Annotated in this window: 9 protein-coding genes; 4 read left to right on the top strand and 5 right to left on the bottom strand. The window is 65.8% G+C overall.

Going from position 1 to position 15568, the window contains the following annotated elements; translation table 11 throughout:
• Positions 1 to 44 precede the first annotated feature (44 nt).
• From serB to BLT98_RS04030, 3 genes are all read right to left on the bottom strand, one after another.
• On the bottom strand, positions 45 to 887 hold the full coding sequence (gene serB, locus BLT98_RS04040; protein WP_070256887.1) for a phosphoserine phosphatase SerB: 843 nt from the start codon (positions 885 to 887) through the stop codon (positions 45 to 47).
• Positions 888 to 942: 55 nt separating this feature from the next.
• Positions 943 to 4386: a transcription-repair coupling factor gene (gene mfd / locus BLT98_RS04035; RefSeq protein ID WP_092605436.1), complete on the bottom strand. Its 3444-nt coding sequence runs from the start codon at positions 4384 to 4386 to the stop codon at positions 943 to 945.
• A 218-nt stretch (positions 4387 to 4604) separates the two neighbouring features.
• Positions 4605 to 5540 carry a 5'-nucleotidase gene (locus BLT98_RS04030; protein ID WP_092605434.1) on the bottom strand — a complete coding sequence of 312 codons (936 nt, stop codon included), beginning with the start codon at positions 5538 to 5540 and terminating at the stop codon, positions 4605 to 4607.
• Positions 5541 to 5880: 340 nt separating this feature from the next.
• Here BLT98_RS04030 and BLT98_RS04025 point away from each other — a divergent pair, with 340 nt between their 5' ends.
• From BLT98_RS04025 to BLT98_RS04010, 4 genes are all read left to right on the top strand, one after another.
• Entirely contained in the window at positions 5881 to 7668 is a 1788-nt protein-coding gene (locus BLT98_RS04025; protein ID WP_092605431.1) for a methyl-accepting chemotaxis protein, read from the top strand.
• 344 nt (positions 7669 to 8012) lie between these two features.
• Positions 8013 to 9611, top strand: coding sequence for a methyl-accepting chemotaxis protein (locus BLT98_RS29640; RefSeq protein WP_280141156.1), 1599 nt, complete (start codon positions 8013 to 8015; stop codon positions 9609 to 9611).
• A gap of 86 nt (positions 9612 to 9697) precedes the next feature.
• On the top strand, positions 9698 to 10543 hold the full coding sequence (locus BLT98_RS04015; protein ID WP_170846281.1) for a putative bifunctional diguanylate cyclase/phosphodiesterase: 846 nt from the start codon (positions 9698 to 9700) through the stop codon (positions 10541 to 10543).
• A gap of 99 nt (positions 10544 to 10642) precedes the next feature.
• On the top strand, positions 10643 to 13372 hold the full coding sequence (locus BLT98_RS04010; RefSeq protein WP_170846280.1) for an ATP-binding protein: 2730 nt from the start codon (positions 10643 to 10645) through the stop codon (positions 13370 to 13372).
• A gap of 3 nt (positions 13373 to 13375) precedes the next feature.
• On the opposite strand, the gene BLT98_RS04005 is transcribed toward BLT98_RS04010, so the two are convergent.
• Both BLT98_RS04005 and BLT98_RS04000 read right to left on the bottom strand, forming a co-directional pair.
• Positions 13376 to 14302 carry a lipase secretion chaperone gene (locus BLT98_RS04005; RefSeq protein ID WP_092605425.1) on the bottom strand — a complete coding sequence of 309 codons (927 nt, stop codon included), beginning with the start codon at positions 14300 to 14302 and terminating at the stop codon, positions 13376 to 13378.
• 10 nt (positions 14303 to 14312) lie between these two features.
• The gene (locus tag BLT98_RS04000; protein ID WP_092605423.1) at positions 14313 to 15227 is read right to left on the bottom strand and encodes a lipase family alpha/beta hydrolase; all 915 of its coding nucleotides are present in this window, start codon (positions 15225 to 15227) and stop codon (positions 14313 to 14315) included.
• Positions 15228 to 15568: the final 341 nt, after the last annotated feature.

Below are 15568 nucleotides of genomic sequence, written 5' to 3'. Positions count from 1 at the left end.
AACTTATGCCATCGTGCGCGCACCGTCCGCCAGATGGCGCCAACTCAGGTCAATACGTTGAGCAAGCCATCGAGTCCCACGAAGTTCAGCGCCACGTCGGCCTGCGAGCGCACCACGGGCTTGGCGCGGAAGGCCACGGACAGGCCGGCGATGCCCATCATTTTCAAGTCGTTGGCGCCGTCGCCCATGACGATGGCTTCAGACGGCGAAATGCCCATCTCCTTGCACACGCGCTCCACCGTGCGCTGCTTTTCCTCGGCGTCGACGATCCCGCCGAGGACTTTGCCCGTCAGCTTGCCGTCGACGATTTCCAGTTCGTTCGCGTGCGTGTAGTCGAGGCCGAGGCGCTCTTTCAGGCGTTCGGTGAAGAAGGTGAAGCCGCCCGACACCAGCAGGGTTTTCAGGCCGGCCTTCTGCACGGCCGCCAGCATGGCTTGCGCGCCCGGCGACAGTTTCAGGCGCTCGTCGTAGACGCGCTGCAGGGCCGATGCGTCGAGGCCTTCGAGCAGGGCCACGCGCTGCTTCAGGCTGGCGCTAAAATCGAGTTCGCCGCGCATGGCCGCTTCCGTGATGGCCGCCACTTGCGGTTTCAATCCCTGCATGTCGGCGATTTCATCGATGCACTCGATGGTGATCAGGGTCGAATCCATGTCCATCGCCACCAGCTTGAATTCACTCAGTTCGCGCTGGCCCATCATGTAGGTGGCGTCCAGCTGCGCCGCCTGGGCCGCCACTTCGATGGTGGGGCGCAGCGCCGGCGAATAGGCGATCTGCTCGCAGCGCACGGCGTTCGGGCCGAGGCGCGTGATGGACGTGGGCGCGGCCAGCGCGGCGATGCGCTCGAGGCGGGCGCTATCGCCGTCCAGGCCCTGCAGGATCAGATTCATGGTGATGGTCTTGGTATTGGTCATGGGGCAGTCCTGCATAGATTGTCGAAATGGTCTACACCGTCAATTGCTTGATGGTGGTCTTGATCTGCGTCACGCGCGCGGCCAGGTCCGGCATGGCGGCCGTGATTTTCAGCTTGTCCTGGCCATGCAGCTTGATATGGCGGTTCTTCTGGATCAAGTCGATGATGCGCATCGGGTCGATGGGCGGCTTGGCCATGAATTGCAGGGTGGCCGCCTCGCCATGCACGTCGATCTTGACGATGCCCACGGTTTTCGCCGCGATGCGCAGGCGGTGCGTCTCGACCAGGGCCTTGACGGCGTCGGGCAGCTTGCCGAAGCGGTCGATCAGCTCTTCCTGGATATCGTCGATCTTGTCCTGCGTGGCGCAGTTGGCCAGGCGCTTGTAGATCGACAGGCGCTCGTGCACGTCGCCGCAGAAGTCGGCCGGCAGCAGGGCCGGCACGTGCAGGTTGATCTCGGTGGTCGAGGCCAGCGGCGCCGCCAGGTCCGGCTCCTTGCCCGCTTTCAGCGAGCGCACGGCTTCGTTGAGCATGTCCGAATACAGCTGGAAGCCGATTTCCGTCATCTCGCCCGACTGGCTCTCGCCCAGCACCTCGCCGGCGCCGCGGATTTCCAGGTCGTGCATGGCCAGGTAAAAGCCGCTGCCCAGTTCTTCCATCTGCTGGATGGCGTCCAGGCGGCGCTGCGCCAGTTTGGTCAGGCCTTGCACGTCGTGCACCAGCAGGTAGGCGTAGGCCTGGTGATGCGAGCGTCCCACCCGGCCGCGCAACTGGTGCAGCTGCGCCAGGCCGAACTTGTCGGCGCGGTGCATGATGATGGTGTTCGCCGTCGGCACGTCGATGCCGGTTTCAATGATGGTCGTGCACAGCAGGATGTTGAAACGCTGGGCGACGAAGTCGCGCATGACCTTTTCCAGGTCGCGTTCATGCATCTGGCCGTGCGCCACGGCGATGCGCGCCTCGGGCAGCAATTCCGTCAGCATGGCCAGGCGGTTCTGGATGGTTTCCACCTCGTTGTGCAGGAAGTAGATCTGGCCGCCCCGTTTGAGCTCGCGCAAGCAGGCTTCGCGGATGATGGCTTCGCCCTCGCTGCGGACAAAAGTCTTGATGGCCAGGCGCTTTTGCGGCGCCGTGGCGATGATGGAAAAGTCGCGCAAGCCTTCCAGCGCCATGCCCAGGGTGCGGGGGATCGGCGTGGCCGTCAGGGTCAGCACGTCCACTTCCGCGCGCAGCGCCTTCAAGGCTTCCTTCTGGCGCACGCCGAACCGGTGTTCTTCGTCGATGATGACCAGGCCCAGACGCGTAAACTTCACGTCGTCGGACAGCAGTTTATGCGTGCCGATGACGATGTCGATGGTGCCGTCGGCCATGCCCTTGAACGCCTGCGTGATCTCCTTGCCGCTGCGGAAGCGCGACAATTCCGCGATGCGCACGGGCCAGTCGGCAAAGCGGTCGGCGAAGGTTTGCGCATGCTGTTCCGCCAGCAGGGTGGTGGGCGCCAGGATGGCCACCTGCTTGCCGCCCATGACGGCGATGAAGGCGGCGCGCAGCGCCACTTCCGTCTTGCCGAAGCCGACGTCGCCGCACACGAGGCGGTCCATCGGTTTGCCGGAAGTCATGTCCTTGATGACGTTGTGGATGGCCTCGGCCTGGTCCGGCGTTTCGTCGAAGCCGAAGCTGTCGGCGAAGCGCTGGTAGTCGTGCGACGAGAATTCGAACGAGTGGCCCTGGCGCAGCGCGCGGCGCGCATACAGGTTGAGCAGCTCGGCGGCCGTGTCGCGCACCTGTTCGGCGGCGCGCTTTTTCGCCTTTTCCCACTGTCCCGAGCCGAGCGAATGCAGCGGCGCGTCTTCCGGCGACGCGCCCGAATAGCGCGAGATGACGTGCAGCTGCGACACGGGCACGTACAGCTTGGTGTCCTTGGCGTATTCCAGGTGCAAAAATTCCGTCTCGCCTTCGCCCAGGTCCATGCTGGTCAGGCCCATGTAGCGCCCGATGCCGTGGTTGATGTGCACGACGGGGTCGCCGATCTTCAGCTCCGACAGGTCGCGCACCATCGACTCGACCTGCGTCACGCCTTCCTGCTTCTTGGTGCCGACGCGGCGGCCGGAACCGGCATACAGCTCCGTCTCGGTGATGAAGGATAAATTTCCTTCCGGCGTAAACAGCTCGAAGCCCGCGTGCAGCGGCGCCACGCCCAGCATCAGCTTGGCGCTTGATTGCAGGAAGACGTCGCTGCCTTCCACCGGCGTCAGGTGCAGATCGTATTCGGTGAAGTACTGCTGCAGGGTTTCGCGGCGGCCGTTCGATTCGGCGCAGATCATCACGCGGCGGCCCGCTTGCAGCAGGTAGCTGCGCAGGTTGGCCAGCGGATCGTCGGCGCGGCGGTTGACGGCGATGTTCGGCACGGGCGCCGACAGTTCGGAGGCCAGCGCATCGTTCGATTTGGCGATCGCCAGGCGCGGATACGGCTTGGCCAGGCCGAAGAACTGCTCGTCCGACAGGAACAGCGATTCGGGTGGCAGGATCGGCCGCTCGCGGTCGGCCTTCAGGAAGCGGTAGCGCGACTGGGTATCGGTCCAGAAGCGGCCAATGGCCGCGTCGATCTCGCCTACCAGGGCCAGCGAGGCGTCGGGCGGCAGGTAGTCGAACAGGGTGGCCGTCTGCTCGAAGAACAGGGGCAGATAATATTCGATGCCGGCCGAGGCGATGCCGCTGCTGATGTCCTTGTAGACGACCGAGCGCGATGGGTCGCCCTCGAACTGTTCGCGCCAGCGGTTGCGGAAGGTGGTGCGCGCCGCTTCATCCATGGGGAATTCGCGCCCAGGCAGCAGCCGCACTTCGTGCACGGGATACAGCGAGCGCTGGGTGTCGGCGTCAAACGTGCGGATGGTCTCGATGGTGTCGCCGAACAGGTCGAGCCGGTAGGGCAGGGCCGAACCCATGGGGAACAGGTCGAGCAGGCCGCCGCGCACCGAGTATTCGCCGGGCGACATCACTTGCGACACATGGCTGTAGCCGGCCAGGGTCAGCTGCGACTTCAGGCGCGCTTCGTCGAGCTTTTCGCCCTTCTTGAAGAAGAAGGTGTAGGCGGCCAAAAAGGACGGCGGCGCCAGGCGCACGAGGGCCGTGGTGGCCGGCACGATCAGCACGTCGCACTGGCGCGTCTGGATTTCATGCAGGGTGGCCAGGCGCTCGGAGACCAGGTCCTGGTGCGGCGAAAACGCGTCGTAGGGCAGGGTTTCCCAGTCCGGCAGCAAATGGCAGCGCAGGTCCTTGCCGCCAAACCACGGGATTTCATCGAGCAGGCGCTGGCCATCGCTGGCCTGCGCCACCACCACGGCCAGCATCTGGCCCCGCGCTTTCAATTCCAGCGCGGCCAGCGCCAGGGCATAGGCGTCGGATGAACCATACAGGGCGGGCAGCGCATAGCGGTTGCCGGGCTTGGGGAGGGCTTTTGTTAAGTCTAAGGACATGCAGGCGATGACACTAGTGGCAGAGGCAGTTGAATGGGACAGCTGTGGTGCGCGCAGCGCCGCCAGTGACGGCGCCGACAGGCGAGATTATAGACCATCACTTATATCTCCGCGCTTGAGAAAACCGTCGTGAGGGGCAGTGATTTGTGGCTAAGAAGCGCAACCGTACTTTAGTACGGTGAGCATCGCAGGCCGCAAAGCACGACGGGCAGCAGGTTTTATCCTGCGCGGACATTCGCAACGCCGAACGGGACATGCACCATCGGGATGGTGCCGCCCGCCGATTTGAGGTGGCTCAACTGGTCATCGAAGAAGATATGCGGCTTGAACACGGCCAGCACGCGGGACTTGTCCATGCCGCCGAGGAAAAACGTTTCGTCGGCCGCCACGCCCCAGCTTTTCAGGGTCGTCACGACCCGCTCGTGCGAGGGCGCGTTGCGCGCCGTGATGATGGCGATGCGCAGGATCTTTTTATAGCCGGGGTCGCGCCGTTGGGCCCTTTCTTCCAGGCGCTGCATGGTGGCCAGCTTCTGGAACAGGCCGGCCAGCGGGCCGGGGCGGTGCGGCGTGCCTACGTTCAGGGTTTCATGGGCGTGGAATTCATCGACGTCGTTATTGCGCTTGAATACGGTTTCCGCTTCGTCGTCAGCGATCACGCCGTCGAAATCGAAGGCCACGCGCAGTTCCTCGTCGTTTTCGTCGTCTTCCGTGCGCGACGGCAGCACCAGACCGGCCGGATAGTCGCAGGCCAGGGCGCTGCGCACGTCGTCTTCATTCGCGCTGAGGAACAGCGAGGCATTGAAGGCGGGCAGGTAGGGATACGGCGACTTGCCCGTCATGAAGGCGGCGCGCGAAATGTCCAGGCCGTAGTGAGCGATGCTGTGCATGACGCGCAAGCCCGTTTCCGGCGAATTGCGCGAAAACAGCACCACTTCCACGGGCGACTGGCGCGGATAGTGCTTGTTGATGTTCAGGAAGCGGCGGATGAAGGGAAAGGCTACGCCGCGCGGCAAGACCGTGTCGATATGCGTTTCCTGGTATTTGCGGTATTCCTCGGGGCCGTTGTCGAGGTAGACCTGGTGCGATTCGGCCAGGTCGAACAGGGCGCTGGAAGCGACCCCGATCACCAGTTTGTGTTCGATAGGATAAGCCATGGTCTGCCTGTTGTTTGCTTGTTGCTCATCTTATACGACTATCAACTGCGTAGCCAATAGCGACACGCGGGGATTTTTTGCACCAAAGCAGGGCATGGGACGGCTTTTCGATGCCACTGTGCAAGGCGCACCACAGTAAGGAAAGAAATATTGATTTGTATCAAGTATGTAGCTGTCAGCGCGTCCGTTTTCCACTATGCTTCCACTTATAAAATCTCGCCAATTGTAACGAAGCGTACGCCCCATCCCCGCCGCCTTTATACAAGTGTCAGCTGTTTTACTCGAACATGCCAGCCCCGACTTCGCCAGCAGTCTTCGTGACTTTATAAAGGACCTCGCCATGTTTAAGAATTTACTGATCAAATGGAAGTTGGCGACGCTTGTCGCCGTGATGATGGTGGCCTTGCTGGTGGTGGGCATCAGCGGCTACACGGGCATCGCCACCGTGGGGCGCGCCGTCAATGAAATCGGCGTGGTGCGCCTGCCGTCGATCCAGGGCTTGATGATGATCAGCGAAGGCCAGACGGCCGTTGCCGCCGCCACCCTGACGGCCGCCATCTATGAAAACAATTACCAGGCACAGGACAAGTTCGCGGAAGCGCTGCAGCTGCGCACCAAGGCCTGGAACAATATCGAGGCGGGCCGCAAGCTGTACGAACCGCTGCCGCAGACTACCGAGGAAGCCGCGCTGTGGCAGCGCTTCCAGGGCGAGTGGACGGCCTGGAAGGCGGACGACGACAAGGTGCGCGCCATCTTGCGCCAGCTGGCCGACAACCGCGACGAGCCGCGGCAGAAAGAGTTGTTCGTGGCGTTCTACAAGCAGTACCAGGATTCGCGTGCGCTGTTCGGCAAGGCCGAAGGCACGCTCAACGACATCATCAAGCTCAATAACGGCGTGGCCGACGCCAGCGTCAAGGACGGCAGCGCGGCCGTCATCCGCTCGGAAAGCCTGATGGTCATCCTCGGCTTGCTGGCCTCCGCGCTGGGCATCGGTTGCGCCGCCTACATCACGCGCGCCATCACGCAGCCGATCAACTCGGCCGTGAAAGTGGCGCAGACGGTGGCCTCGGGCGACCTGACCAGCCACATCGAGGTGCACACGACGGAAGAAACGGGCCAGCTGCTGCAGGCGCTCAAGGACATGAATTCCAGCCTGGTCAGCATTGTCGGCCAGGTGCGCAGCGGCACGGAGACCATCGCCACGGCCTCGTCGGAAATTGCCAGCGGCAACCTGGACCTGTCCTCGCGCACGGAAGAGCAAGCCAGTTCGCTGGAAGAGACGGCGTCGTCGATGGAAGAGCTGACGTCCACCGTGCGGCAGAACGCCGACAATGCCCAGCAGGCCAACCAGCTGGCGTTGAGCGCCTCGGGCGTGGCTGTGAAAGGCGGCGAAGTGGTAGGCAAGGTGGTGCAGACCATGGACGCCATCAACGACTCGTCGCGCAAGATCGTCGACATCATTTCCGTCATCGACGGCATCGCCTTCCAGACGAATATCCTGGCCTTGAATGCGGCCGTGGAAGCGGCGCGCGCGGGCGAGCAGGGACGCGGTTTCGCCGTCGTGGCGACGGAAGTGCGTAATCTTGCCCAAAGATCCGCTGGCGCAGCGAAAGAGATCAAGACCCTGATCGGCGACTCCGTGGTGGCGGTCGACGCGGGCAGCAAGCTGGTGGCCGAGGCGGGCAGCACGATGGCCGAAATCGTCTCCAGCGTGCAGCGCGTGACGGACATCATGGCGGAAATCAGCCTGGCCACGCAGGAGCAAAGCTCGGGCATCGACCAGATCAACCAGGCCATCGGCCAGATGGACCAGGTGACGCAGCAGAACGCGGCCCTGGTGGAAGAGGCGGCCGCCGCGGCCGAATCCCTGCAGGAGCAATCGGGCCAGCTGGCCGACGTGGTCAGCGTCTTCAAGATCGATGGCGCCCAGGCGCCTGCCGCGCGCGCAAACGCGAACGCAAGGCCGGCCGCGCCGCGCGCCGCGCTGGCCAGCGCGGCGCCGAAGCGTCCGGCAGCGGGTCCTGCATCGCGTCCCGCATCACGCCCCACCGCAGGCCGCCCGGCCTTGCACGCCGTGCCATCCCAGCGCCAGAGCGCGCCGCGCGACGACGAGTGGGAAGTGTTCTGACGGATTGACGGCGCCAGCATGCGCTTCCGGACGGCCGCCTTGCGCGGCCGTTTCCACATGCGCGCACAGGTTCGCACTGCGGTTACTACTTACTAAAAAAACAGCGTTATAAGAATAGCTGTTTTGCCATCTAAGCAAATCTTTTCAAAACTTAACGCGACATTGCTTGTGAGATAACTCACACTGCCTGCCGTACCACCCTTGTTCCCGCCTCGGCCACATCCCGGCTGACCCCTCCGCCTGCTGCGTCCAGCCATTCGTGGCAGGCGGCAGCCATTGCCGTCAGCCTTGCATGCGAGCCCGGCGCGATGACCGATGCACCACACTGAAGGATGCGAATAAAGATGGCAAATATGAAAATCGGCACGCGCCTGCGCTGCTCCTTTGCGTTGTTGACCTTGCTGCTGCTGGCGACCGCCGTGCTGGGCATGCTGCGCCTGTCCAGCCTGGAACTGCGCATGCGCGACGTGATCGATGACAAATATCCGAAAACCGTGCTGGCCAACGACATCATCAAGAATGTCAACATCATCGCGCGCTCCTCGCGCAACCTGCTGCTGATGACGGAGCCGCAGCAGCTGGCGCAGGAACGCGCCACTATCGCCAGGGCGGGCGGCGAAACGGAAAAGGGCCTGGCGCAGCTGGACAAGGTGGTGCTGTCGCCGCAGGGCCGCCAGCAGATGGCGGCCGTGACGCAGGCGCGGGCCACGTTCAACGGCGGGCGCGACAAGGTACTGGCCCTGCTGGAAGAAGGGGCGCGCGACGAAGCGACCAGTTTGCTGCTCGGCACCGTGCGCGGCGACCAGCTGCGCTACATGGCGGCGCTGGAAAGCCTCATCGCGCACCAGCATGACCTGATGGAGGAGGCGGGCGCCCAGGTGGGCCACGAATACGCCACGGCGCGCAACATGATGCTGGCACTGAGCGCGCTGGCCGTGCTCTTTTCGCTCGTCACGGCCTGGCTGGTCACGCGCAGCATCGTCAATCCGCTGCGCCATGCCCTGACCGTGGCGCAGACCGTGGCCGCCGGCGACCTGACATCGACCTTCGGCCGCCACGGCGGCGATGAAACGGGCAAGCTGCTCGACGCGCTGTGCATCATGAACGGCAACCTGCTCGACATCGTGCAGCAGGTGCGCAGCGGCACCGACACCATCGCCACGGCGTCGTCGCAGATCGCGGCCGGCAATATCGACCTGTCGTCGCGCACCGAGGAGCAGGCCAGCTCGCTCGAACAGACGGCATCGGCCATGGAGGAACTTAGCTCCACCGTGCAGCAGAACGCGGACAATGCCCGTCACGCCAGCGTGCTGGCCGTCGAGGCGGCGAATATCGCCGGCGCTGGCGGGCAAGCCGTGGGGCAGGTGATCCATACCATGGATGCCATCAGCGCTTCTTCGGCGCAGATCGCCGACATCATCGGCGTGATCGACATGCTGGCCTTCCAGACGAATATCCTGGCCCTGAACGCGGCCGTGGAAGCGGCGCGCGCGGGCGAGCAGGGGCGCGGCTTTGCCGTCGTGGCGACGGAAGTGCGCAACCTGGCGCAGCGCAGCGCGGCGGCGGCGCGCGATATCCGCGCCCTGATCGCCAATTCCACGCAGCAGGTGGACGCGGGCGCGGCCCTCGTGGCGCAGGCTGGCGCCACGATGCAGGAAGTGGTGGCGGCCGTGGGCCGCGTCAGCCAGATGGTGGCCGACATCACGGCTGCCAGCGCCGAGCAAAGCACGGGCATCGGCCAGGTCAGCCAGGCGGTGCTGCAGATGGATGAAGTGACGCAGCAGAATGCGGCCCTGGTGGAAGAGGCGGCGGCCGCGTCGCAATCGCTGGAAGGCGAGGCGGCGAAGCTGCTGCAGGTGGTCAGCGTGTTTCGCCTGCAGCAGGGGCCGGCGCACACCTTGCCGCGCCGCAGTGTGCCGGCCGCGCCGCGCCTGCTGGCCTAGTGGCGCGCCTGGCAAGGTTTTGGCTCGGCTGCGTCGTGCTGTGGCGGGCGCGGCGCCAGGCGCGGGTTGGGCCGGCAGGCACACCGGTGGCGTCGGCGCGCAGCCGGGAGCTGCAGGCGCGCCTGGACAGCGCCATCGTCGATGGCGAGTTCCGCTTTCACTACCAGGGCAAGTTCGATACGGCGCAACTGCGCCTGGTCGGCCTGGAAGCACTGCTGCGCTGGGAGCATCCGCGCCATGGCCTGGTCTACCCGAACGAATTCATCGGCCTGGCCGAGCAGACGCAGGCCATCGCGGCGCTGGGCAACTGGGGCATCGATGCGGCTTGCCGCCAGCTGGCGCAGTGGCGCGCGGCTGGCCTGCCTTTGGTGCCGGTCGCGGTAAATGTCTCGGCGCGCCAGCTGTGCCAGCCGCACTTGCCTGACTTCGTGCTGGGCTGCCTGCAGCGCCACGCCATTCCTCCCGGCCTGCTGGAGCTGGAAGTGACGGAAAGCTGCTGCATCGACGACATGGCGCAGGCGGCGCAGGGATTGCGCCAGCTGCGCGCGCTGGGCCTGAGCATTTCGCTTGACGATTACGGCACCGGCCATTCGGGCTTGAGCCATGTCAGGATGCTGCCGATTCACACCATCAAGATCGACCGCTCCTTTATCCGCGACCTCGATGGCAGCGCAGGCAGTGACGCCGTGATCGTCGCCTCGACCATTGCGCTGGCGCATGGCCTGGGCTTGCAGGCGCTGGCCGAGGGCGTGGAAAACGGGGAACAGCTGGCGCAGCTGAGGCGGCTGGGCTGCCCGCAGGTGCAGGGTTTTTATCTGCACCGCCCGGCGCCCGCGTCCGAGGTGGCCGCGCTGCTGTCCGCTGGCGCGCCGGCCGGCCTTGTAACAGTGCCGAAACACGGCGCCATGCGGCATGGCGCGGATGCTCAGTAGAATATGGCCACTGCAAGCCGCGTGCTTTAACACCTTCTCCTCCACGCAAGAATGATAAACAGTCCTGTCCCGGCCTATGTCTTTGGCCCGTTTCGCCTTTTGCCGCTAGAACGCCTGCTGTTCGAGGGCGATCGCGCGCTGCGCCTGGGCAGCAGGGCCATGGACTTGCTGCTGGCCCTGCTGGAGCGCGCCGGCGACATCGTCGACAAGCATGAACTGGTGGCCATCGTCTGGCCCAATGCCGTGGTCGACGACGCGACCTTGCGCGTGCACCTGGCGGCGCTGCGCAAGGCGCTTGGCGATGGCCGCGATGGCCAGCGCTACATCACCACCATCCCCGGGCGCGGCTACGGCTTCCTGGCGCCGCTGGCGCACACGGGCGGGCCGGCGTCCGGTGCGGCGGGCGCCGAACCGCGGCATAACCTGCCCGTCATGCTGACGCGCATGCTGGGCCGCGCCGAGGTGCTGCAAACGATGGCCAACCAGCTGCTGCAATTGCGCCTGCTGTGCATTGCCGGTCCGGGCGGCATCGGCAAGACCACCCTGGCAGTCGTCCTGGCCACGCGCGTGCTGCGCCGCTATGCCGACGGCGTATGTTTCGTCGACCTGTCGCCGCTGGACGAGGGCCGCCTGGTGCCGCTGGCGCTGGCCACGGCGCTCGGGGTGGCGGTGCCGGCCGGCGACGCCATGCCGGTCCTGCTGGCCTACCTGCGCCCGCGCCACATGCTGCTCGTGCTTGATAACTGCGAACACGTGATCGGCGCGGCCGCCACCCTGGCCGACGCCTTGCTCAAGGGCGCGCCGCTGCTGCACGTGCTGGCCACCAGCCGCGAGCCGCTGCGCCTCACCAGCGAACAGCTGCAGCGCCTGCCCGCGCTGGAATTGCCGCCGGCCGATGCCGTGCCCGATGCGGCGGCGGCCCGGCACTTCGCCGCGGTGCAGCTGTTTTGCGAACGCTGCGCGGCCGTCGACGATGCTTTCGTGCTGGTCGACGCCGACGTGCCCGTGGTGGTGGATATCTGCCGGCGCCTCGATGGCATTCCGCTGGCGCTGGAGCTGGCGGCCGGGCGCATCGGCCATTTCGGCTTGCACGAATTGCGCCGCCAGCTCGACGACCGCTTTCGCCTGCTCACGCGCGGCGCGCGCAACATGCCCTTGCGCCACCAGACTTTGCGCGCCACCCTGGACTGGAGCTACGGCCTGCTCGACGCGCAGGAGCGCCAGGTGCTGCAGGCGCTGAGCGTGTTCAGGAGCCGCTTCCGGCTGGAGTCGGCCAGCGCCGTGGCGGGATGCGACGTGTTCGACACGCTGGCCGACCTGGCCGCCAAGTCCCTCGTCAGCATCGAGTTTTGCTGCCAGCATGTGTATTACCGGCTGCTCGACACCACGCGCGCCTATGCTGGCGCGCAGCTGTCGGCGGGCGGGGGCGAGGGCGCCGTGCTGCTGCGCCATGCGCGTCATTGCCTGGGACTGGCCGGGCGCATCGCCGCCGACTGGGCAAGCATGCCGCCGGCCCGCTGGAGCGCGTGCTATGGCCGCCATGTCGATGACCTGCGCGCCGCCATCGACTGGGCTTTCGGCGAGGAGGGTGACGTGGCGCTGGGCGTGGCGCTGACCCTGGCCGCGCAAACCCTGTTCTATCAGCTGTCGCTGATGGATGAATACCGCGTGCGCGTCGAGCGGGCGCTTGAGCGCATGGCCGCGCATGCGGTGGACGATCCCGACAGCGAGATGCAGCTGCATGCCTCGCAGGCGCACCTGCTGCTGCATACGCAGGGCATCACCGGCACCATGCTGCGTTCGTTCCAGCGCGGCTATGCGCTGGCCATGCGCACGGACGATGGCAGCCGCCGCGCCGAAGCCATTTGCGGCATGTGGATATGCAGCCTGAAGCTGGCCGATTTCCAGCGCGCCGACAACTACGTCACCGAGCTGGCCGTCCTGTGCGCAACGCGCGACGACACGGCGATGCGCCTGGTGCTGGCGCGCATGCGCTCCGTGGGCGAATATGTGCAGGGACGCTACGCGCAGTCGGCGGCGCTGGCGCGCATGGTGCTGGCGCATCCCGAGGGCGCGGCGCAGCTCGGTTTCAACAATGCCTTGCTGGCCGATCATCAGGTTTGCCTGCGCGGCACGCTGGCGCGCTGCCTGTGGATGCAGGGCCGCCCCGACGATGCCCTGGTCCTGGCGCGCGAGGCGGTGGCGGTGGGCTTCGAGCACAATGGCGTCACACTGTGCGTGGCGCTGGCCATCAATGCCATTCCTGTCGCCCTGTGGTGCGGGCAGCGGGAACTGGCGCATGCGTGGATTTGCCTGCTGTGCGAACACGCGGCCCGCTATGGCTTGCTGTACTGGAGCGCCTGGGGCGCCGCCTACCAGCGCCTGCTCGACGGGGGCGAGGCGATGGCGCCATTCCCCTGGCCGTCGGTGCGCAGCTGGCCGATACAGGTCGATTTGATGGCCACCCTGCACGACGCGGCCGCCGATAGCCAGGCGCTGCGGCGCGCGCGCATGGGCCTGGCGCCATGGAGCGCACCGGAGGTACTGCGCCGCGACGCGCACCACCGCTGGCGGGCGCTGGCGCAAGACGATGCGGCCGGCCTGGAAGCGGTGCGGGCGCAGCTGGAAGAAGCGCTGCTGCTGGCCAGGGGCCAGCAGGCGCCGGGCTGGGAACTGCGCTGCGCCACCAGCCTGGCGGCCGTGCTGCAGGCGCAAGGCCGCGGCGCCGCCGCGCATGCCGTGCTGGCTCCTGTCCTTGCGGGCTACCGGCAGGGGCGCGAGAGCACGGACGTGATGGCGGCGGCAGCCTTGCTGGCGCAGCTGGCCTGATGGCTATTCGTAGGCGCCCAGCCGGCGCTGTTCCTCCGGCGAGAAACTGGCGTCGCGCAGCCGCTGCAGGGCTGCCGCATCCTGCGCGCCGCCGGGCTGGCCGGCCTGTTGCGCCTTGGCCGCCTGGTACGCGATGATGCGCTGCTGCCACTGCGATTCCTCGCGGTCCAGTTCCGCCAGGCGCGCCGCCGCTGCCGGCGTGAACGTGCTGGCGCGCAGGCGGTAGACTTCATTGTCGCCGCCGCCCTGTGCCCGCAAGGTCTTGACGGAGGCGTCCAGCTGCGCCACCTGCAGCGGCGCGTCACGCGCGGCGCGCTGGGCCGGCGACATTTTCTGGTCCAGCGCGGCCAGTTGCGCCTGGCGCTGCGCTTCGTCGAGCGAGGCGTCGCCGAGTATGGCCATGCGCGCCACGGCGTCGTCGTTATACGCGTCGCTGGCGCCGAACAGGCCCGCGCTTTCCTCGGCTGTAAAATAGTTGCCGCGCAAGGCGCGCATGGCTTGCAGGCGCGCGCGCGCCGCCAGGACCGCATCGGCTTGCGCCGGCAAGGCCTGTTCCGCGCCGGCCAGCGCCTGCTTGTAGGCCAGGTACGCGCCCAGCAGGCGCTTGGCTTCGCGGGCGGGGACGGGCGCCAGGCGGCGGTCCAGTTCCGCCTCGATCTGGCTGCGGATGGCGGCCAGCGGCTTTTCGCCGAGGCCCGCCAGGTAGTAGTCGAACAGGTGGCCCAGTTCCGCGTCGACCACCAGCTTGTCGCCGGGTGCCACCGTCACGTTGCCGTCGGGCCGCGTGCCTTCCATCGAGCGCACGAACGCGAACAAGTCCGGTTCCGCCTTTTCCGGCGGCGGGGCGGGCGGCTCCCCGGGGCGCAGCACCAGGTACAGGGCCAGGGCGGCCAGGCTGCCGCCGATGATCCATTTCGCGTTCGTGCGCATCGTAGGCTCCTTACAGTCCCAGGCCTTGCAGGCGGTTGGCTTGCTGGCGGAAGACCGTGACGGGGTTCGTCTCGAACAGGTTGACGATGCCGACGAACTGGTTGACTTCATCGAGATGGTTCATGGCGTAGTCGTCGCGGATCACCTTGCCCAGGTGGCTGGAGCAGCTGCTGACCAGGCCATCGTTCTTGACGCCGCCGAAGGCCAGGCTGATGGCGGCCAGCAGCGGGTCGCCCACGTCGAGCACATTCGTGTACGGTTGCGCGCCGCTCCACGAAAAGTAGTGCACGCCTTGCACCTGGTAGGCGCCTTCGCCGCAGGCGGAGGCGGGCACGCCTTGCGGGTGGCGGCTGTTGAAAGCCAGCGAGCCGGCCGTCGACAGCGACGCCAGCGAGGCGCCCGCGTTTTGCGGCAAACCCTTGTTGCCCGATAAAATGCCGATCAGCGAGGCGAGCGCATTGCCCAGCGCGCCGCTGGTGTTGGGTATGGCGCCGCTGAGGATATCGGCCACCTTGGAACCCTTGTTGACGCCGGCCACGCTGGTGACGGACGCCACCAGGTCGGGGCGCACGGAGGCGACATAGCGGGCCGTGGGGCCGCCGTGGCTATGGCCGATCAAATTGACTTTGCTTGCCCCCGTGGCGGCGAGGATTTGCCGCACCTGCGACAGCAGCTGTTCGCCGCGCACTTCCGTGCTGTTGGCGGCCGACACGGTGGTCACATACACTTGCGCGCCGCCGCTGCGCAGGGCGGCGGGGACGCCATAAAAATATTCGACGGGACCGAGCTTGTCGAAGCCGAACAGGCCGTGCACCAGCACGATCGGGTACTTCGTTTGCGTGTAGCCGGCGGCGCTGGCGCTGCCGGGCAGGATGGCGAGGGAAAGCAGAAGGGTGGATAGCAGTTGCCAAAAGCGAGTCTTCATTTTGTCTCCGTTATGTATTATTAATAGTGGAAATGAGTGGAAATGTCGATGCTGTAGCGATGAACCGTGCGCTCCTGTACATTCTCGATGCATTAAAAATAGCGAGCGCTCGGTTTTTTGAATGTAGCACTGCTGGATTTAAATTGCATTTGAATTGCATGATGCAGCGCAATAACTGTGGGAATTTGACGTTGCTTATATGCCCATTGCATAGTTGAAAAGTCAAATAGTTGTTTTCCTGAGCTATAATCGGCCCGGCATCAGCCGTCCCGCCGTCTTGCCATGCCGCGTCCAGGCATAGCATGGATATCGCTCCTACACCGTTACTTGGGAATGCACTT

This window comes from Janthinobacterium sp. YR213, from assembly GCF_900099875.1.
In the GTDB taxonomy this organism is placed as follows: domain Bacteria; phylum Pseudomonadota; class Gammaproteobacteria; order Burkholderiales; family Burkholderiaceae_D; genus Janthinobacterium; species Janthinobacterium lividum.
This window is presented reverse-complemented; position numbering and strand designations above follow the sequence as displayed.

What these genes read in the sequence shown, in the direction of transcription:
- serB (WP_070256887.1), bottom strand. Translation starts at nt 887, where the DNA reads ATGAATCTGATCCTGCAGGGCCTGGACGGCGATAGCGCCCGCCTCGAG.
- mfd (WP_092605436.1), bottom strand. Translation starts at nt 4,386, where the DNA reads ATGTCCTTAGACTTAACAAAAGCCCTCCCCAAGCCCGGCAACCGCTAT.
- BLT98_RS04030 (WP_092605434.1), bottom strand. Translation starts at nt 5,540, where the DNA reads ATGGCTTATCCTATCGAACACAAACTGGTGATCGGGGTCGCTTCCAGC.
- BLT98_RS04025 (WP_092605431.1), top strand. Translation starts at nt 5,881, where the DNA reads ATGTTTAAGAATTTACTGATCAAATGGAAGTTGGCGACGCTTGTCGCC.
- BLT98_RS29640 (WP_280141156.1), top strand. Translation starts at nt 8,013, where the DNA reads ATGGCAAATATGAAAATCGGCACGCGCCTGCGCTGCTCCTTTGCGTTG.
- BLT98_RS04005 (WP_092605425.1), bottom strand. Translation starts at nt 14,302, where the DNA reads ATGCGCACGAACGCGAAATGGATCATCGGCGGCAGCCTGGCCGCCCTG.
- BLT98_RS04000 (WP_092605423.1), bottom strand. Translation starts at nt 15,227, where the DNA reads ATGAAGACTCGCTTTTGGCAACTGCTATCCACCCTTCTGCTTTCCCTC.